16 protein-coding genes are annotated in these 19,521 nt (G+C 68.5%); 6 read left to right on the plus strand and 10 right to left on the minus strand.

The features are described 5' to 3' along the window. The first annotated feature begins 526 nt into the window (after positions 1–526). A complete protein-coding gene (locus ABZS58_RS36895) occupies positions 527–1,354 on the plus strand; it encodes a helix-turn-helix transcriptional regulator (RefSeq protein ID WP_354787985.1) in 828 nt (275 codons plus the stop codon). Between the two features lie 473 nt (positions 1,355–1,827). Here the strand turns inward: ABZS58_RS36895 and ABZS58_RS36900 are convergent, their stop codons facing one another. The 5 genes from ABZS58_RS36900 to ABZS58_RS36920 form a co-directional block, all read right to left on the minus strand. Then, complete coding sequence (locus tag ABZS58_RS36900; protein ID WP_354787987.1) at positions 1,828–3,024, minus strand: MFS transporter; 1,197 nt, start codon at positions 3,022–3,024, stop codon at positions 1,828–1,830. Between the two features lie 311 nt (positions 3,025–3,335). After that, a complete protein-coding gene (locus ABZS58_RS36905) occupies positions 3,336–4,517 on the minus strand; it encodes an acyl-CoA dehydrogenase family protein (protein WP_354787989.1) in 1,182 nt (393 codons plus the stop codon). Positions 4,518–5,102: 585 nt separating this feature from the next. Beyond that, positions 5,103–6,473 carry a condensation domain-containing protein gene (locus ABZS58_RS36910; protein WP_354787990.1) on the minus strand — a complete coding sequence of 457 codons (1,371 nt, stop codon included), beginning with the start codon at positions 6,471–6,473 and terminating at the stop codon, positions 5,103–5,105. A gap of 52 nt (positions 6,474–6,525) precedes the next feature. After that, positions 6,526–6,852: a phosphopantetheine-binding protein gene (locus tag ABZS58_RS36915; protein ID WP_354787992.1), complete on the minus strand. Its 327-nt coding sequence runs from the start codon at positions 6,850–6,852 to the stop codon at positions 6,526–6,528. 510 nt (positions 6,853–7,362) lie between these two features. After that, positions 7,363–8,193 (minus strand): alpha/beta fold hydrolase, encoded by an 831-nt coding sequence (locus tag ABZS58_RS36920; RefSeq protein WP_354787994.1) that lies wholly within the window; start codon positions 8,191–8,193, stop codon positions 7,363–7,365. Positions 8,194–8,388: 195 nt separating this feature from the next. On the opposite strand from ABZS58_RS36920, the gene ABZS58_RS36925 reads away from it, so the two are divergent. Beyond that, a complete protein-coding gene (locus ABZS58_RS36925; protein ID WP_354787996.1) occupies positions 8,389–9,252 on the plus strand; it encodes a MaoC/PaaZ C-terminal domain-containing protein in 864 nt (287 codons plus the stop codon). A 327-nt stretch (positions 9,253–9,579) separates the two neighbouring features. Further along, the gene (locus ABZS58_RS36930) at positions 9,580–10,311 is read left to right on the plus strand and encodes an AfsR/SARP family transcriptional regulator (RefSeq protein ID WP_354787997.1); all 732 of its coding nucleotides are present in this window, start codon (positions 9,580–9,582) and stop codon (positions 10,309–10,311) included. A 36-nt stretch (positions 10,312–10,347) separates the two neighbouring features. On the opposite strand, the gene ABZS58_RS36935 is transcribed toward ABZS58_RS36930, so the two are convergent. From ABZS58_RS36935 to dpgA, 3 genes are all read right to left on the minus strand, one after another. Continuing rightward, a complete protein-coding gene (locus tag ABZS58_RS36935) occupies positions 10,348–10,821 on the minus strand; it encodes an acyl-CoA thioesterase (RefSeq protein ID WP_354787998.1) in 474 nt (157 codons plus the stop codon). Positions 10,822–11,027: 206 nt separating this feature from the next. Continuing rightward, entirely contained in the window at positions 11,028–11,777 is a 750-nt protein-coding gene (gene dpgB, locus ABZS58_RS36940) for an enoyl-CoA-hydratase DpgB (RefSeq protein WP_354788000.1), read from the minus strand. After that, positions 11,771–12,913 (minus strand): 3,5-dihydroxyphenylacetyl-CoA synthase DpgA, encoded by a 1,143-nt coding sequence (gene dpgA / locus ABZS58_RS36945; protein WP_354788001.1) that lies wholly within the window; start codon positions 12,911–12,913, stop codon positions 11,771–11,773. Before dpgA ends, dpgB begins: the two co-directional genes overlap by 7 nt. 394 nt (positions 12,914–13,307) lie before the next feature. On the opposite strand from dpgA, the gene ABZS58_RS36950 reads away from it, so the two are divergent. Together ABZS58_RS36950 and ABZS58_RS36955 are read left to right on the plus strand one after the other, a co-directional pair. Further along, on the plus strand, positions 13,308–14,399 hold the full coding sequence (locus ABZS58_RS36950) for a dihydrofolate reductase family protein (protein ID WP_354788085.1): 1,092 nt from the start codon (positions 13,308–13,310) through the stop codon (positions 14,397–14,399). 598 nt (positions 14,400–14,997) lie between these two features. Beyond that, positions 14,998–15,969 carry a ScyD/ScyE family protein gene (locus tag ABZS58_RS36955; protein WP_354788002.1) on the plus strand — a complete coding sequence of 324 codons (972 nt, stop codon included), beginning with the start codon at positions 14,998–15,000 and terminating at the stop codon, positions 15,967–15,969. Positions 15,970–16,101: 132 nt separating this feature from the next. Here ABZS58_RS36955 and ABZS58_RS36960 read toward each other — a convergent pair whose 3' ends face one another. Together ABZS58_RS36960 and ABZS58_RS36965 are read right to left on the minus strand one after the other, a co-directional pair. Next, on the minus strand, positions 16,102–17,625 hold the full coding sequence (locus ABZS58_RS36960) for an MFS transporter (protein WP_354788004.1): 1,524 nt from the start codon (positions 17,623–17,625) through the stop codon (positions 16,102–16,104). Between the two features lie 540 nt (positions 17,626–18,165). Beyond that, positions 18,166–18,606 carry a helix-turn-helix domain-containing protein gene (locus tag ABZS58_RS36965; protein WP_354788005.1) on the minus strand — a complete coding sequence of 147 codons (441 nt, stop codon included), beginning with the start codon at positions 18,604–18,606 and terminating at the stop codon, positions 18,166–18,168. A gap of 237 nt (positions 18,607–18,843) precedes the next feature. On the opposite strand from ABZS58_RS36965, the gene ABZS58_RS36970 reads away from it, so the two are divergent. Further along, a complete protein-coding gene (locus tag ABZS58_RS36970; protein WP_354788006.1) occupies positions 18,844–19,488 on the plus strand; it encodes a MerR family transcriptional regulator in 645 nt (214 codons plus the stop codon). Positions 19,489–19,521 lie beyond the last annotated feature (33 nt).

A 19,521-nucleotide genomic window follows, 5' to 3' on the forward strand; every position in this document is an offset into this window, starting at 1 on the left:
GACCCCACATGAGGCCCACACCGAGTACCTGAACCGACAGCTCGCCGCATAAAGCAGGCCAATTAGAAGCTGTCCGGAAAACGCGAGGCCGCTCAACACGTAACCGGCGCGAGCGCGCCGGCGCCCCGCACGCGATCCAGGTTGCCGATCGTTACCACCTGTGGGCCAACCTCGGCGAAGCGGTCGAGAAGACGGTACTGGCCCACCGGGCCTGCCTGCACCCGCCCGACCCCATCAGCGATCAGGCTTATCTTCGCAAATCAGCTTACTAGCCTCATAACGCCAGAAAATCGATGGAACCCATGGGGGCGTGAGAGCACTTCTGAAGATGCACCTCCAGTCAAGCGGATGGGAAACTTCAGAAAGTAGTCGGTCGACGTCTATGGGTTAACCTTCCGGATGGCTGCGGCCCGCTTTCCGGAACCACCGTCCCCGGTCCCTGCATGCGCTTCGAAGCCGATTTCAGGACCGGGGAGGCGATATGGACCAGTCATTCGAGAAAGCTGTTCACAGAGTCATCAGCTCCATGAAGGAAAGCCTCAGTGAACCGCTCACCATCGATGACATGGCCCGCACCGCGATGTTCAGCAAGTTCCACTTCTCCCGGATCTTCCAGCGGGTCACCGGCCTACCACCGGGAAAATTCCTCTCGGCGCTGCGGCTCCAAGAGGCCAAGCAGCTCCTCATGTCGACATCATTGAACGTCATCGACATCAGCCACCAGGTCGGATACAACAGCGTCGGCACCTTCAGCACCCGCTTCACCAGCAGCGTCGGCATATCACCGACCGCCTACCGCCGCCTCGGCGGTTTCGTACCGCGGGTAACCGTCGACGATCGGTCCGGCGCGGCGCGGAGGACATCGGCGACCGTCAGCGGCACGGTCTGCGCTCCGGACACCCTGCTCGGCCACACGTTCATCGGCCTGTTCCCGCAGCCGATCCCGCAAGGGCGGCCGGTGAGCTGGACCGTCCTGGAGCGCCCCGGGCCCTACCTGCTGGACAAGGCCCCGGAAGGGTCATGGTTCCTGCTGGCGCACGCCCTGCGACCCGACGAGGAGAACGACCCGCCCGCCGGCGACGAGCAGCCGTACCTGCTGCGACACGGGCCTGTCCAGCTTCGCGACAACGACGACGTGACCCTGCCGGACCTGTGTCTGCGTCCGGTCCGCTTCCTGGATCCGCCGGTGCTGCTGGCATTGCCGGACATACGGCTGGCCCGGCGCATGGCCGAAGCGCGCACCAGAGCGGACCAGACCGGGTTCGCCCCGCCGGCACCGGCCGAACCCTGCACCGGCAAGCCGGAGCGCGACGGCAACGGCGGGCGTCGCGGCGCGGCCATGCCCGCCGCCTGACCGGCACCGCATCACAGCGGGCAGCCGTGACGACGCGGGCCCGATCCGTGCGCCGCTCGCGACCATCGCCGTCGAGACGGTTACCGACCGCGTATAGCGCCGCCCGGTCGGCCCGCAACGCCCCTGGCATGCGGATGAAAGCCCGTCAAGGAAGGCCGTACGCCGCTCGCTGCGCATCACCTGGCACGGCTCGTGGGCCGGAGTCCTCCTGAGCGGTTGGGCGAGCTCGCGATGACACCGACCGCTGGCACTCGATATTTATACTGGACGATGTCTAACCGACTCATGGAAGCGGCTTCGGATCCGACTCCCGATACAAGCGCACAGCACGCTGCCGCAGATCGTCGGGGTGCTTCTTCGGTGGGTAAGGAGCCGGCTGTGCCAGAACGCGTCGCGCACGTACGGCTGATGCCATACGTGCGCGACGTGGTTCGGTAGTGCTGTCCACTACAGCGGATGATTCCCCGCCCGGATCACGCCGCCGTGTCAGCGGCCTTCGTCTCGGCTGCGGCCGGTGCGGCCGGCCTGGTCCGCTCACCCCACCGGGCCACGGCCGGCATGAGCATGCTCGTCAAGGCGAAGAACGCCCCAAGTGCGATCAGGCCGATCCGGCCGTTGCTGAGGACGGGTCCGAGGAGCAGCACCGGAGCGACCGCCACGCCTATACCGCCAAGGATGCTGCTGAAGCCGTCGTACTGACCCTGTGCGTGGGCCGGAGGCAGGCCCATGCTCAGGGCGAACCCGGCGGCCAGATGCCAGATCTCGCCGATGGTGTGCACGCTGACGGCCACCACGATCGTCATCAGCGCGGCCCAGGCGGGCAGCCCAGCCGCAAAGCCCAGCACGGCGCAGCTGCACAGGAAGGCGAACCCGGCCCGCCGCCATGTGAGTCCACCCTGCCGGAGCGTCTGCACCTTGCCGCCCAGGCGGACCTGGAACGCGACGACCAGGATGGTGTTGATCACCAGGGACGCCGAGACGGACCAGTCCGGCGCGTTCGTGTGATCGACCACCCATATCGGAAGCAGCAGCACCAGGACACTGAACTGCAGGCTGAAGGCGGTGCCCAGCACCGCGTGCACGACGAACGGCTTGTCGCGCAACACGCCCCAGCGCAGTGCGGTGTGCGGAACCGGCAGCGGATCGTAACGCGGCATGCCGCGGCGCAGCACCATCCAGGCGCCCAGGAAGGTCAGCGCGTCGATGACGATCGCCACATGGTAGGCGGTCGGTGTGCCGACCTGGATCGCGATGCCGCTACCGGCGAAGCCGAGCGAGAAGCCCACATTCGTGATCGCGTGGGTCAACGAGCGGAAGTCGGCCGCGCTGTCGTCGGCCACGCGTCGCAGCAGCGCCCCTTCGGCCGTGACGACCGCCCTTGCGGCCACCATTTCCACGGTGACGACGGCGACGAAGGCGGCGAAATTGCCGATGAAGAGCAGGCCGACCGTCGCGGCACACTGCACCAGGAGCATCACCTTGGTGACTTCGAGCGGACCGCGCCGGTCGGCCAGTTCGCCGAGCGGGAGGCCCACCACCAGGGTGACCGCAGATGCGATCGTCAGGCCGATGCCGACCTCGGTGGCGGACAGGTCCACGATACGGATGAGGTACAACGGCAGGCTGACCATCAGCAGCCCGGTTCCGAATGTATTGACGAGCAGCGCCAACGCGTACACGCGCCTGGGGCCGGACTCTGGGATCAGGGAGCTGACTGCTCGAACCGGGTTCAATCGCGGCACGGCTACGCCTCCGGTTTCTGTGTCGGTCACTCTTGGGACGATCTCGGCGTGCCCCGTCCGGACGCATCGGCGGGATCGCCTGGACATCCGGCGGCCCAGCGAACACGTGTTGACCCGAGTCCGACGAGTTGGTCGGACTCGGGTTCACCGGTGCGAAACTTCACCTGCCCCGTTCAACTCACCGCGCGGAGGCCATTCGTGGACGTCATCGCTGAGACGGGCCACGCTTCCCTGTCTAGCTAGATGTAGAGCGTGTTGGAGTCCAGGCCGCAGACGATCCGGCCGTACAGCTCGAGGTTGGTGTTCGGGTGCAGGATGGCGTGCAGGTTGAGCACCTGCACGTCCCGCCGGATGCGCTGGATCGCGACGTCGCGGTAGATGGAGGAGCCGCCGCTGGCGCCGGCCAGGACATCCACCGCCTCCTCGGCCCGCTGGCAGGCGGCGCCCAGGTCGAGCCGGATGCGCGCCCGCTCCTCGAGCGTCCAGAACTCGCCCGCCCGGCTCTTGGCGTCGAGCAGGTTCGCCGCGCGGTGGGCGTGGAACCCCACCTCATCGATCTTGACGATCGCGTTGGCGACCTCGAGATGGGTGATCGGCGCCTCGCTCTGGTTCTCGTAGCTGGTGTAGGTGATCTTGCGGCCGGGCAGCCGCTCGAGGAAGGCGTCCTTCGCCGCCAGGGCCAGGCCGAGGGCCGGCGCACTGACGGTCGCACAGGCGGTGGGCATGAACGGCGCGTTGAAGATCTGTGCATTCGCGTTCAGCTTGGACTTGTGCTGACCCTGCAGCACCGGTCCCATCGGGAGCACCCGCTCCTCCGGGACGAAGAGATCCTTGGCGATCGTGGTGACGCTGCCGGAGCCGCGCAGGCCCGACGTGTGCCAGTCGTCGATGACCAGCAGGTCCGCGACCGGAAGGGCGACCATGACCGGCGCGAAACCGCCGTCCCCGGTCGGCGTGACCGCCGCGTTCGTGTTCCACGCGCTCTGCTGCGCCCCGGTGTTGAACGACCACTTGCCGTTGACGATGTAGCCACCGTCGGTCGGCACGGCCATCGCGCCGGGGCTGAGAATCCCGCAGATGCGCACATCCGGGGATGTGAACATCTCGTCCTGCACCTCGTCGGGGAACAGCCCCGTCATCCACGCGCTGATCGACCAGACCGCGACGGTCCACGCGGTCGAGCCGTCGCCCCGCCCGAGCTCGGCCAGCACGCTCACGACCGTGCCCATGTCGGACTCGTAGCCGCCGTAGCGGGCCGGAACTCGCATCTTCAGAAGTCCGGCATCGGTGATCGCGTCGATGACATCGTCGTGGAGCCGCCGGTTCTCGTCCATCCAGAGCGCCTTCTCCCGCAGCAGCGGGACGAGCTCAGAGGCGCGACGAACGAGCTCCGCCCTGGGCGGTGCTTGGGTAATCTCCATCGTCTTTCTCCTTAGCGGGCATCCATCGCCATGCGTCAGCGCGCATGGTCACGGCGGTCGGGGTTGCTTTACGCCTGGTGAGTGGTTCGAGCAGACCTCGGCGGCAATGTGTTCACGCACCGAGATATTTTCAAGCCGGGCAATCGTCCGCACCTCCGCGATTGCTGCCCGGGCAGGCGCAGCTGATGGCAGGATATCGCACAATCAATCCATGTCGGTAATTCAATAATGATCGAGTCCGCATCGGGGGAGATGTGCGATTCGCAGCTATCTGGCCAGTTTCGGGATCACCTTGCTGGCGAACAGGGTCGATGCTCGTGCGGTCGTAGGTCGCGTCGATGAATCTGCCGATCACGTAGCCGACGCCCCGTCCGGCCGGCCTTGGCCAGCTGCTCCACGATCTGGTCGGGCGTGCCGATCAAGCCCTCCGACCAGCAACGCAGGAAGGGCTCGAGCTCCTCGGTCGGCAGCAGTGGCTCGTAGTGGGCCCGGGTCCAGGCCGGGTTGCGGGATCGTGCCGGTTCGCCGTGTGCGAAGTCGTCGTCGTGAGCGAGGAAGACCTGGCCGAGGTGGCAGGACCGAATGTCACAGCAGGCCCGGTGAAGCGTCAGGCGACGAGCTGAAGGCGCGCGCTATCTTGCCGAACTCCTCGGCCATCGACGCGATGGTGTCCTCGCGGAAGAGATTCCGCTTGTAGGCGATGGCGCCGATACCGTCGCCGGACGGGTCGATGTTGACGTCCCAGAGTGCGCCGTCGGGTATCGCCGACGCCAGTTCCTGCGATCTCAGCAGCCGGGTGATGCGCACGAATCTCAGATCGCCCGGCGCGTCGGCCACCGCATCCGTCGGGACACTCTCGAACACCATCGCGGTCGCGTTGTCGGTCATGACCGTCTCCATCAGCTGCGGCGCCTCGGCGAAGATCTGCAGCGTCGGGATGTCGTGCGAGAAGGCCTCGAGACAGGTTCGCCGGACCCGCTGGAGCACGTCCAGGTACGACGTGCACCCGGTGAGGTCCGTCCGCAGCGGCACGAAGTTGTAGAGCGTGCCGACGGTCTCGTCGAACAGCCCGTCGCCGCCCCGGCCGGGGGTGAAGGTCGCCATCACCACGTCCGTGGCGCCGGTCCGCCGGTGCACGAGCAGTTTGTAGACCGCGGCGATGGCCATGAAACGGGTGGCGCGGTTCGACCGGGCCACCCGGTCGAGGGCGGCCATGACATCACCCGGGATCAGAAAGCGGTGCCGGGCCGTCGACTCGGCGAGGCCGGCCGAGCGCGGCATGTCGGTGGGGATCGCGGTGAATCGGGCGCCGTCGAGCTGGCGGCGCCAGAACTCGCGGGCCTTGGCCGACTCGGCGGCCTCGCGCTCCCAGATGCCGTACTCGCGGTACTGCGGAGCCACCGGCAGGTCCGCACCGTCGTGCCCCGTGCGGGCGGCGTAGTAGTGGGCCAGGTCGCGAACGATCAGCGCCATCGACTGTCCGTCCACGCTGAGGTGATGGGCCATCAGCACCAGCACGGCGTCCTGGCTGTCGAAACGGGCCAGCACGGCCCGCAGGAACGGCGCCTCCTGCGTGCTCATCGTCCCCGTCTCGACCTCGTGGATCAGCGTCTCCGCCCGTTCCGCGCGCGATGCCACCGCGACGGCCGGGAAGTCGAGGACGTCCAGCCGGACCGGACCCGGCGGCAGAATCTCCTGGTGCCGATCGCCGTCCAGCCCGGTGATGCGCGTCCGGAGCGCCTCGTGTCGCCGCACGACGTCGAGCAGCGCCTCGCGCAGCGCGTCGACGTCGATCGGGCGTTCCCCGGTGACGCGCCACCCGACGACCACATGGTTGCGGCAACCGAAGGGACCGTCGTCGCCGCCCCCGTCGAAGAGGCTGTTGAACGTCTGATTCAGGGACAGCGGAGCCACTCCGGTCTCCGCGACCAGACCCTTGGCGTCGCTTGTACTCATGCCTGTCTCCTGCCGGTGACGATGGGTGCGATGTGGGAGCCTGGTGCCACGCTCAGCCCTGGAGGTACTCGTCCAGCTCGGCGGCGGTCGGGTAGTCGAACAACTCGTCGATCGACAGCTCCGACCCGAGTGTCTTGTTGATGAGGTTGACCAGCCGAATGCCGTTGAGCGACTGGCCGCCGAGGTCGAAGAAGCTGTCGTCCAACCCCACCCGGTCCACGCCGAGAGCCTCGGCAAACAGCGAGCACAGGGTCTCCTGCTGAGACGTTTCGGGAGCCCGGTAGGCCGAAGGGTTGGCGAATACCGGCTCGGGCAGCTCCGCGTCCGGCGGCTGAGCGCCCTGCGCGGCGAGCTGTGCCCGGGTGGAGCTGGAACTCATATTCTTCTCCATTCGCGAGCCTGGAACGGCAGATCCGTCGCAGCTCCCAACGTGATCGGTAGCCCGTCTGGATGCATCTCCGGAATTGCGCGCCTCGATCAGTGGCTGGTCGGTGCCAGGCCGCGGTAGCACCCCGAGAGGTGCGACGCCGGTGCGGTGCGGGCGATCCTCAGCTCCGGCCAGTCGCGGTTGCCATCCCTTCCCATCCCTTCCGAGGAGTGGAAATGACGCAGCAAGAGGCACCGGAGACGACCCGTTCCGCTCAGTGGTCCGATGATGCCGGGGACACGAGCCCACGAGGCGAGACGGAGGTCACGGTCGAGCGCGGCCGAACTCCTGGATCGGGTAGCAGTTCTCCCGCGAAGCCGCGATAGCGAGCGAGGTCTTCGGTATCTGGTGTGTCGACCAAGACGCGCCAGATACCGGAGACCTCGTGGACGTCTTACCGGCGCGCTGGCCGGCACCTCCGTTGCGGTTGTCGTGAGCCCGCTCGGACGGCCGGCCGACCGGCTAGATCCGTTCTGACAGCCAGGCATGCACCTCGGGCACACGATCGCGTGCCAGCTTCGCGTGCCCGTCGTCGGACCACCGCGTCTCGGCGCCCGGAATGCGCTTGGCCAGCCATTCGCCGTGGCTCTGCGGCACGAGGATGTCCTGCCGGCCGTTCATCAGCAGGACCGGCACGGCAATGTCGGCGCAGTCGAACGCCCACGGCCGCAGCTGCATGCTCCTGTCGTCCCACCATCCCCGGATGCCCGGCGCCAGCCCGGCACCCGCGCAGGACATCGTGAACGCGTAGAACCCGGCGCCGGCAGCCTCGCCTGCCGATGCGACCAGATAGTCCTTCCGGTCCTCGTCCATCTGTCTGCGGGCGGCGGCTTCGTCGGTGAGGTAGAGGCGGGTCTCATCGATCTGATCCCGATGCTGGCCGGCGAACCAGTCAAGGCCTTCGGCGTCGAACGGCGCCGCTCCGGCCAGCGAGGCGGCCGCGGTCACCAGGTCCGGGAGCAGGGAGGCACACGCGAGTGCGTGCGCTCCACCGCCCGAGAAGCCCCACGTGGCCAGGCGATCGATGCCCAGCTCGGCGCAGATCGCACGGACATCGGCGGCGGTGTCGGCGACGGCGCGGCCTGGCTGGGCCGAGGAATCGCCGTAGCCCGGCCGGTCGTAGCTGATCAGCCGCAGCCCGAGGTCGGCGGCATCCTGCACCCACGGGCCGAAGAAGGCCGCCTTTCGAGAGCTCGGTATCCCGTGGTGGACCAGGACCGGCCGGCCGGCCGGATCACCCCGATCTTCGACGGCCAGCAGCCCGCCGCCCGGGGTCCGCACGGTGCACCGCACTTTGCCTCCTCGCACGTAGCAGTCACTGGGCATCATCACCTCGCCGGGCGGGACCAGCCACCTTCACGATTGCGAGATGGGTGAGCAAGCCCGGAGTCGCGGTCGGGCTCGGAGTTCTGTGACGGTGAGGTGGCCCGCGGCACCCGCCACCTCGCCGTCGACGTCCAAGGCGAACGGATCACTCGAAGGGCCGTGATGTCACTCGATCACAGTCTCATCGGCCTGCCCGGCAAACCGCACGAGCGATCCTGGACCTCGAAGGACGCGCTGCTGTACGCCATAGGTGTCGGCGCGGGTCTCGGCGACCCGCTGCGCGAGCTCGAGTTCACCACGGAGAACAGCGAAGGCGTCGAGCAGAAAGTGCTGCCCACCTACGGCGTGCTGCTGGCACGGGCCCCAGCGGCGCGCAGCCTCGGTGACTTCGATCGGGCCATGCTGGTGCAGGCCGAGCAACACATCGAGCTGCATCGGCCGCTGCCGGTCTCCGGCACGGTTCTCGTCACGTCGACCGTCACCGGGATGTACGACAAGGGCTCGGGCGCGCTGGTGGAGTTCGAAAGCGTCGCGGTCGACCTCGCCGGCGGCGACCCCCTCGTCACCGCACGGTTCGGCTTCTTCATCCGGGGCGAGGGTGGGTTCGGCGGCGACGGCGGCGCCTCCGCACCGTGGCAGCCGCCCGGCCGGGATCCTGACCGCCGGGTCGTGCAGCGGACGAGGCCGGAGCAGGCGCTGCTCTACCGGCTCTCCGGTGACCGGAACCCGCTGCACGCCGATCCGAAGGTCGCCGCACGAGGTGGTTTCAGCCGGCCGATCCTGCATGGTCCGTGCACCTACGGCTTCATCGGACGGGTGCTGCTGCACGAGCTGTGCGACTCCGATCCGGCGAGGTTCATCTCGATGTCGGGCCGGTTCACCGCTCCCGTGACGCCGGGTGATTCGCTGATCGTCTCGATCTGGCGCGGTGACGACGGCACTGCCTCGTTTCGGACCGCCAAGGAAGACGGGACCGTGGTGATCGACCGCGGCCGGTTGAGGTATCGCGGCCCCTCGATGTCGTGAACCCGCGGGCGCGGTCCGGCCACCGGTGATGCGCGGGGGCGACCCCGCACATCACCGCGTCCACCGGCACCCGGGCCGCCGCTGTCCGCCTTCCGCGATGAGGCATCGATGGCGGTACACGCCGCAACGTCATGGTGACGGGGTGAGTTTTTCACCGTCAGGGCGTGACGGGATCTCTGGAGGCTCGGGTTCCGCTCAAGGCAAGCTCAAGCAACGGCAAATCCCCCGGTGCCCGCCCCTTGGAGCTGCGAGATGAACGAGGAATCCGGAAAAGTCGTCTTCCAGATGCTGGGCCCACTGTCCGCACACCTGAATCACCGTCCGGTGATGCCGAGCGCGCCGAAGCAGCGCCAGATCCTCGTGCTGCTCGCGCTCCACGCCGGCCGGGTGGTCACCACCCAGACGTTCGTCGAGGAACTCTGGGGGGACAAGCCGCCGCGCAGCTTCGCCACCACCCTGCAGACCTACATCTCCCAGCTGAGGGCCAAGCTGGCGAAGGCCGCAGGGGACGCCAGCTGGGCACGGCGGCTGCTCAGCACCAGGCACTCCGGTTACCAGATGGACGCGCGACAGTGCCGGACCGACGTGGCGGAGTTCGGCCACCTCGTGCAGGCGGGCCGCCGGACGGCGGAAACGGGAGATCCGGCCGCCACCTCCCGGCTGCTGGGCGACGCGCTGGCGCTGTGGCGGGGACCGGTCCTGGTGGATGTACCGGTCGGCCGGATCCTCGCGGCGGACGTGGCCGCGCTCGAGGAAACCAGACTCGGCGTGCTGGAACGCCGGATCGAGGCCGACCTCGCCCTCCGCCGTCACGCGGACCTGCTGGGGGAGCTGGCGATGCTGGTGATGAGAAACCCGATGAACGAGAACTTCAGCGCGCTGCAGATGACCGCCCTGTACCGGTCCGGTCGTTCCGGGCGAGCGCTGGAGGAGTTCCGCCGGATCCGCGCCGTGCTCCGGGACGAACTGGGGGTCGAGCCGGGCCCGCGGCTGCAGCAGCTCCACCGGACGATCCTGGCCGGGGAACCGGATGCCGAACCGGCCTGGCTCGGGTCGTAGAAATCGGGTCGGGGAAATCGGGTCGAAGAAAGAGGTCTACGCCCTGCCGCCCGTACCGGTGACCATGGAGGAGGTGACGGGGGCGACCGCGTATGTCTTCAGCGCCGCCTCAAGGTCCGGCGGTACCCGGGCCGGCGCCGCGGCGCCGTTCACGCCACGCAGGCACGCCACCCGCTGACGGCCTCGGGCGATCAGCTTCTCCACGCCCTCGCGTATCCGTACGTAGTCGAAGGCGAGGCCCATCCAGGTCGGCGTCATCTCCTCCACCCGCATCCTGATCGACACCTCGTCGAACGCGGAAAGCTCGACCAGGTATTCGCACTCGGACTCGACCGTGGACAACTCCAGGTCGTCACGGAGCTCGCCGAGCCCGCTCGGAGCGTGCTCGAGCAGGAACATCTCGCGGCACCGGCCCAGCCAGCGCTCGTAGTTGGCATGATAGACGTTGCCGACGAGGTCGGTCTCGTCGAAACCGACGACGTGCCGGTATTCGTAGTACTGCTTTCGCACTGGCCGCCTCCGTCACGTCCGCGTCGACATATGACCAAGATGCGACAGATTTCGTCCGATTTCATCTCGGGCTTTGCTCACGTCCACGAGGTCTCCGGTACCTGGTGCGTCTTGGCCGACACGCAGGTACCGGAGACCTCGCTCGTTATCGATCGATGTCACGCCAGCAGACGGCCAGCAACCAGCGAACACCGACCGAACACGGCTCAGGTTGTCCCGGAGCCGGAGGTGGCCGCTTTGGCGGCTGACCGCCGCAGCGCCCGGTCGCAGGCGGCGAGGTGGCGGCCGAGGGCCTCCTCGAAACTGGTCGTCGCGGCATCGAACATCAGCTGCCGGCGGATAGCCAGCTCGGTGCCCGAGAGTGTGCTCGTCCTCGCGGCCGCAGCGGCCAGCGCATGAGCCGGATCCTCGGCCAGCTCGTCGATGAGGCCCAGGTCGACGCCTTCGGATGCATCGATCGGAGTGCCGAAGAGGATCGCCCGGCGCATACGCGTCCCGCCGACTTGCTGTGAGAGTCGGAAGATCGCCATGCCCGGCCAGGTTGCCTCCCCGTCCATCGGCAGCGACATGCGGACGTCCGGCGTTGCGATGCGATAGTCCGTGGCGAGCAGGGCATCCAGAGCCACGCCCCCGCAGTCGCCGGAGGCGATCGCGACGGTCGTGACGCCGAGACGCTCGAGGCGGCGCAGAGCACGCTCCCATTTGGTTACCAACGCCACGTCCAAGTTGTGCACCCAGCCTGCGTCAGGCGTGCCGGACACATACACGGGAAGCATGGTCGTGGCCTCGACCGACTCGACCGCTGCGCAGATCGTCTCCACCGCGGAGACGCACGCCATCGTCAGTGGTTTCGAGCCGTTGATGCGAAGCTCGATGTCATCACCTCGCGCACTGTCCACGGCACCAGCGGCATGATGATCGTTCCGGCCGGTGCGGACTGTTTCCGCCGTCACCACTGGATCAGCGCCGTCTCGATCGTGGAACCTGGACCCATGGTCATGAGTACTCCGTAATCGCCCGGGGCGGTGACTTGCTCCTGCTGGAGACGTTCAAACGAAAAGAGAAACGAGCCGCTCGACAAGTTGCCATAGTCACGCAAGACCCCGGTGGTGTGCCGGACGTCGTATCGGCTCAATCCCAGATTTACCATCACGGCATCGATAACTTTCTTGCCGCCGGAGTGCACCAGCCAGTGTTTGATGTCACTACGAAGCAGGCCGGTCTTGGCCAGCAAGCGGTCTATTACGAGCTCCGCGTGAGCACCGATGACATAAGGCACCTGCGGGTCGAGGAAGAAACTGAACCGGTTCTGTGTGCTGTCCCAGTCGTAACGCATGGCCTCCAGCGCCTCTGGAATGAGGCAACTGGCGAACTTGAGAATGCGGGGCCGCTCAGGTTTGCCCAGGGCACCGGCCCCTGGGCCGGCGACGACCGCGAGCGCCGCGGCGCCGTCGCCGAACAAGCTGTTCACCACGGCGGTCCGCATCGTCGAGTCCAGTGCGTACGCGGCCGAGCAAGCCTCCGTGCACACCATCACAGCAAGCTCACCGGGGTTGGCCAACGCCCAGCTCGACACGGCGTTCAACGCGTTGAGACCCGCGTTGCAGCCCATCCCGACGACATCTGTGCGAGCGCAGTGACGGTCGATCCCTAGCTCCCGGATGAGCAGGGCGCTGATCCCTGGCGTGAGGAATCCGGTTGATGTGACGCAGCACAGATAGCGGATGTCGGATATCGTCGCACCCGCGTTGTCCAGGCATGCTTGGAGCGCGCGCACGCCCATGTCCACGGCCAGCGCCTTATGTTTGTCGAGCAGATCTCCCTGCGCCTCCGGGGATCGGGTGCCGTCATCCGCCAGCGGCGGCAAGGTCAGGAAGCGTCGCTGGATCGCGCTGTTGAGGAAGATCGAGCGTATTCGTGGATCGGAGATGTCGAGGGCGTCCAGCACGTCTTCCTGCGAGAAGGACGTGGACGACACGGCCGAGCCCACGCCGGCTATCGAGGAGGCGTAGGGGCTGGATGGAAACCACGGAGAGTCTGCTGCCAGCGTCCGACCACTTGTCATCCGAGTCTTGGCAACGTCGACGGTCATTGGCAAGTGCATGGTTCCTCTCCATCTCTGCCGGTGCCTGGTAGCTGGACAGCCGCGCACCGGTGACCGCATCCGAGCCACCCATGGCCTTTCGGTCAAGGTCGCACCTGCGCTCGTAAGCTGACGATGGGGCCCGAGATGCAGCGTCCACATCTTGGAAGTTGCCCGAGCGTCGCGTCGCAGCCATCGTCGATGCCTCCGCTACGGCGGGCATCTTCCGCTGTGCCGTGCCGCCGCAGTCCCCGATGACACACGTTTGTGCGCCGCGGTTCAGGCAACCGCGAATATGCCGTGCGGCGAACCGCCGTTCAGGATCGAATCCGGCAATTCTGCTGGGGGCGTATCTGACCGAAAGCAGAGGACAGGCAAACGTATGACTACGTGATTGGCGGCGGTGGTTCGGCCGGATGCGTGCTCGCGGCGCGGCGGCTGGCTCAGCCAGGGCCTGGCGCCCGCGGCCGAGCCGCCGGCCGTCAGCGAGGTCCGGGTGACGGGAGCGACGGCCGGCATCGAGCTGGTGTCCGATCGGAGCACCCGCCAGCCGATGCCCCCGCCGGTCGCGTTCGGCGTGGTCGCGGAACTGCACCGGGCGCACGGGGTCATCGCCCGGCCCTACGGTCCGGTGATCGTCATGGCCCCGCCGTTCGTCCTGGAGGAGCCGAGGCCGCACGGGCCGCCGCGGCCACCGTCGAGGTGCTGTCCCGGCTCGGCGCGGACGGCCGGCTGCGCCCGTAGTGGTGGCAGGGTCGGCGCATCGGCTCTGCCGGACGGGCCGCGCACGGATGCTGACGCCATACGTGCGCGGCCCGTTCTCTTGCCGGCGGTGAGCGAAGCGGAGACTTTCTCGTATCATCGAAAGATCATTTCGAAGACGCGGCCGGCACGACTACGTATTGACCTGGCTCGCCGACCCGATGCGCGATGGTACTCTGACGCAATGCGACCTCTTCGGTATTCCATCAACGTCGCTCTGGACGGATGTTGCGACCATCGCGAAATGCCCGGGGGCGAGGAAATCCATCGCCACTATGCCGAGAACATGGCCCGTGCCGATGCTGTCCTCTTCGGCCGGGTCACCTACGAGATGATGGAGGCGGCATGGCGGCCGACGGCCGAGCCGGTCACGAGACCTGAATCGACGGAATACTTCGTCCGGACGATCGACGCGGCAAAGAAGTATGTCGTATCGAGCACGCTGGAGAAGGTCGACTGGAACGCCGAGCTCCTGCGCGGCGATCTGGGGAAGGCCGTCGAGCAGCTCAAGCAGGAGCCCGGCAACGGGTTGTTCGTGGGGAGCATGAAGCTCGGGACCGCGCTGGCGGAGCTGGACCTGATCGACGAATACGAGTTCGTGGTCGCGCCCAGGCTGGTGGGTCACGGACCGGCCCTGTTCGAGGGGCTGCCGAAGCCGATCGACCTGAAGTTCGTGGGCATGAAGGAGTTCAGCTCGGGTTCCGTCGCGATGCGGTACGAGCCGAGAAGGTAGAGCTCCAGAACGTTCAAAATCCGATCTTGTCAGTATGGGATCGTCACCGCGGCCCCGTGCGGGTGCGGTCGGATTTTCGTGGCCGGCGTCGGGCGTGACCCGGCCGCGGCGAGCGCCGCCCGGGGTGGCGCCACCCCCGGTGGTCGGATCGGCGCGCCGGGGGTGGGCGTCTCGGCACCGGCAGGTCCTGCCGGACAATCCATTTACTGCATCCGATATGTCAGACCGATGTGCGGCGCGCCTTCCCCGGGAGTCGCGGCGTTGTCCATATCGTCATCCCGCCTTCATCCTTGAACGGGCCTGTCCCGTATTCCGGCCATTCGCGCACCGCGCCTTTTCTGCACCAATGCTCCCCTCCGGCCCGCGGCGCGGCATCTTCACGATTGCTCTGTCCGTGCACAGCGTGACCGGGCACCGATGATCGCCCGTGCGGCCCGGCGCAGGTGAGAGGCCCGGCCCGGGCCCGGAAAAGCGGCTACCCGCAGGCGAATCACACGCCCACCGCCCAGTCAATGACTTGTGTCGATCTCACGGCGCCACTACTGTGACATCTCGCAGTGACGCACCGTGATGACACACAATGGCACGGAGGGCTGATTTGAATCTGCACCGAAAGCTGTTCTCGACCGCGGTTGCCGCCTTGATGGTCGTGCTCACTCCAGCGGCGGCGGGCGCATCCGCCGCCGACCATTGCGACGTTCCCAGCCGGCTCGCCACCGGATTGTCCGGCGGCTCCGGCAGCACCATCGGCCCCGACGGGGCGCTCTACGTCACGGAACGCTGGTCCGGCGAGATCTCGCGGGTGGACCGCCGCACCGGAGCCGTGACCACCTACGCCACCGGCCTGCCGCTCCCGCTCGGCGAACCCGGCGGCTCGATGGACGTCGAGTTCCTCGACGGCAAGGCCTATGTCCTGGTCACGCTCGTCGCATCGGACATCGGCGGCACCGAGGTCGTCGGTCTCTACCGGATGGACGGCCCGAGCACCTTCACGGTCGTCGCCGACATCGGCACCTGGAACATCGCTCATCCGCCGACCTCGGAATACCAGGTGCCCACCGGGGCCCAGTACGCGCTGCAGGCCTTCCGTGGCGATTTCCTGGTCACGGACGGCCACCTGAACCGGGTGCTGCGCGTCACCCGTACCGGTGGAATCTCGGAGGTCGTGGCCTTCGGCAACATCGTCCCGACCGGCATCGCTGTGCGCGCCAACACGGTCTACATGGCCGAGGCCGGCCCGGCCCCGAACCTGCCGGAGGACGGCAAGATCGTGTCGTTCGACGCCCGGTCCCCCCAGCCGAAACAGGTGGCCTCGGGCGGGCGGCTGCTGGTCGACGTCGAGTTCGGCCGCGGGACCAAGCTCTACGCCCTGGCGCAGGGCTTCTTCCCGCCGGGCAACCCGCACGGGTCGCCGGCGTTGCCGAACACCGGTCAGCTGCTCCTGACCAAGCCGGACGGCACCTTCGCCGTCGTCGCGGAGGGGCTGAACCAGCCGACGTCGATCGAGATCGTCGGGAACACCGCGTACGTCATCACGCTCAACGGCGAGGTCTGGACCGTCGGCCTCTGACCGGTCCGGCGGCAGCGCATCCGCAAGCGATCCCACGGTCCGGCCGGACCGTGGGATCTGCGCTGCCACCCGCCCGCTCGCTCGTGAGCGTCGTCGACATCGCACCAGGGGACCGCTCCGCGGGCCGGTGCCTCACCGTCCGGAGGACCGCTCGCCGCCGTGCACCGGTCCGGCGCCGCGGCGGGCGGGGTTCGTCGTGCTGACGATGACCGTCTCGGTGGACCCGGCCAGGTACTGCGGCGGATCGCCGGAGCGCTGCCGGGGCGCGGCATCGTGGTCGTGCGGCGCGCAGGCGTCCCGCGCACGGGGCCGCGGCAGCAGGAGGAGCGCCGCGGCGAACGCGAGCACGGCGGCGCCCAGAACGACGACGAACGCGTCCCGGATCCCCGCGGCCGGGTCGACGGCCGGCACCGCGCGGTCGCGGACCGCGAGGACCGTGGACAGCGCGGCGAGACCGATGGCTCCACCCGCGCTGAACGATGTGTCGGCGATCTGCGACGAGGACGGGGACTGTGCCCCTGTCATGGCGGTCACCACGGCGATCTGCCCCGCGATGAACGCCGTCCCCGTGCCCGCGCCGAGCGCCAGCAGACCGGCCACCACCCCGCCCACGCCGGAGGCGACGGCCAGCACGGCACACCCCACGGCGATCAGGGCGAGTCCGGCCGCCGCCGCGGCACGCAGCCCGAGGCGGACGGCCAGCGCCTGCCCGGCATACGATCCGACGACCATCGTGCCGGTCATCGCGATCATCGTCAGGGCGAAGTCCATCGGTGTCAGGCCGAGCCCCTCCTGCAGGTGGAGCGCGAGCGTGAGGGACGTCCCGTCGACCGCCACGCCGGCCGCCCCCAGCACGGCGATGACACCGAGGCGCGGCCCGGGCCGGACCGGCCGCGGCGGTCCCGCGGCGCGCGCGGAGAGCAAGGCGTACACCGCGAACGCGGCGGCGGCGGCGAGCAGCAGCACGATCGTGTGGGCGCTCGCCCAACCGGTCGTCGCGGTGCCGGTGACCGCGACGGCCAGCAGGACGAGCGCGCCGGTGAGCGTCACCGCCGCGATCGTGCCGAGCGGGCGCCGGGTGGTCGGGTCGGGGCTGTCGCGCAGCAGGAACGGGCCGGCCACCGCCAGTGCCAGGCTCACCGGCGCGCTTCCCAGGAAGATCCATCGCCAGCCGGGGCCGGCGAGGATCAGGCCACCGATGAGCAGGCCCGCCGTGCCGGCCGCCGCGCCGATGACGGTCCAGATCCGGAGCGCTCTCGCGCGGCCCGGGCCGTCGTCGAAGGTCATCGCCAGCAACGGCAGGACGGTGGGCGCCGCGATCGCCGCGGCGAGCCCCTGAGCCGCCCGGCCGACGACGAGCATGCCGGGGGACGAGGCGAGCCCGCACAGCAGCGCGGCGGCGGCGAACAGGCCGAAACCGGCGACGAATGTGCGCCGCCGGCCCACCCGCTCGGCGAGCCGGCCACCCCACAGCAACAATCCACCAAAGGCGAGCAGGTAGGCGGCCATCACCCAGTGAATGCCGCCGGTGGAGAAGCCGAGTGCCTGGCGGATGCTGGGGAGCGCGACATAGGCGATCGTCCCATCGAGCAGCAGCAGGAGAAAGGCCGAGCCGAGGAGGAACAGGATCCACCGACCGGGCCGATCCCGCCGCATGCCCTGGATCGGGGAGGAGTTTCGGTTTTTATCCACCATCAATCGCTCCCAGACGTCCGCAGCTGCCGCGGGATAGCATCGCGGCTCCGGAAAGGCCAAGACGTGGCGGGCGACGTATGTCGATGCCCTGGATATCATCGCGTGACGTCCGCCAACACTGTACAGCACTTAGTTCGAGAAAAAAACCGACCGGTAGCCAAAGCAAACATTGACGCTGTTGCCCGGTTGAAGAGTCTGTCGATCAAGGGCGAACTCTGTCGTTTAACCGGGTCGTCATGATAACCGCCGGATGGCAGTTCGTCGCTCCACTACGGTGGACGGGACTCGTTATGTTGACGGGCGCCGATGTACGTGAGGGTGCCGGGGCCGCTCGTGTGTCCGCGGGCCCGGACACCGGTCGCGGAGTTGATCAGGGCGGTCCGTGCGGAAATGCAATCGTGCGGCGGCTGCCGGGCGGCGGCCGGCCGAGTGGGTCACGCGTCAGGCCCGCGCACTGCCGCTTTGTTCCTGATTCCCGCCATCACCGTTCGGTCGCGGTGGTCAGTCATTGCGGCGGGTGGTCACGTCCGCCGGCGCCACCGGACCGCCGCAGCCGGTGCAGACGAGCCGGCTGTGCACCTCGCCGCCGCAGGCGCTGTGCACCGCGACCCGGAACGGTTCGCCGTCGACGAAGTGCCGGTCGCCCCATTCCATCAGCGCGACGATGACGACGGTCAGTTCGCGGCCCCGTTCGGTCAGCAGGTACTCGTGGCGTAATGGCCGGTGCTGGTACGGAACGCGGACGAAGATGCCGTTGCGCACGAGTCCGTTCAGCCGGTTGGCGAGGACGTTGCGGGCGATGCCGAGGCTGTTGAGGAAGGCGTCGAAACGGGTCGAGCCGAGCAGGGCGTCCCTGAGGATCAGAAGATTCCACCGCTCACCCACGACGTCGAGCGCCTGGGCCACGGAACAGGTCCGACCCCCGCGGGTCCGGCTCGCCATCCGCCCATGGTATCGCCGATCGGCGGACGTTGATCTCACGGTTTCGGTGACCTGCGGCGGGCCGTTTCCACCGGCGGCGGCCGGGCCCGGTCGCCGCCGGCCCCGGCCCGGCTCGGCAGCCCGGAAGATGCCCGGCCGCCCGGGCCCGTCGGACGATGTTGGGGCCACCCGGGCACGGCGGCTCATCACCCTGACCGACTGCTCCCACCGACGACGGCCTCGGCCGGAGGCGAATCGATGCGTATCTCGGATCTCAGCCGGCGCAGTGGAGTGCCGGTCGGGACGATCAAGTACTACCTTCGGGAACGGGTGCTGCCCCCGGGCACGCCGACCGCCCGCAACCAGGCCGAGTACGGCGACGAGCACCTGCGGCGGCTGCGGCTCATCCGGGCGCTCACCGGCCTCGGCCGGATGGACCTCGCGTCGGTGCGGGACCTGTTGCCGCTCATCGAGCACGACCGTGTCCCGCTGCGGGATCTGTACGAGGCGGCCAACCGGGCCGTCCTGCCGGAACGGGCCCCCGTGGCCGACGCCGGGTCGCTCGAGCGGATCCGGGCCGGCGTGGACGCGTTCATCGACAGGCAGGGCTGGCGGGTGGCGTCCGACGCGCCGGGGCGCGACACGTTCGTCCAGGTGGTCGCCGCGTTGCAGAGCCTCGGCTGCCAGCTCGACATCGACTTCTTCGCCCCGTTCGCGGCGGCCGCGCAGCAGGTCGTGCTGCGGGAGCTCGACCTGCTGCCGGCCGACGGCCCGGTCGACCGGGATGCGGCGGCTGCCCGCACGGTGCTGTTCGAGGTCGCCCTCGGCGCGCTGCGGCGCCTGGCGCAGGAGCATCACCTGGCCCTGCGCCAGGCCGGCCACCGCGACGGACCGGGGTCATGAGCGTGACCGCCGCACCGCGCCGGGGACCGCCGA

This window comes from Dactylosporangium sp. NPDC005555 (assembly GCF_040605635.1).
Lineage (GTDB): Bacteria > Actinomycetota > Actinomycetes > Mycobacteriales > Micromonosporaceae > Dactylosporangium.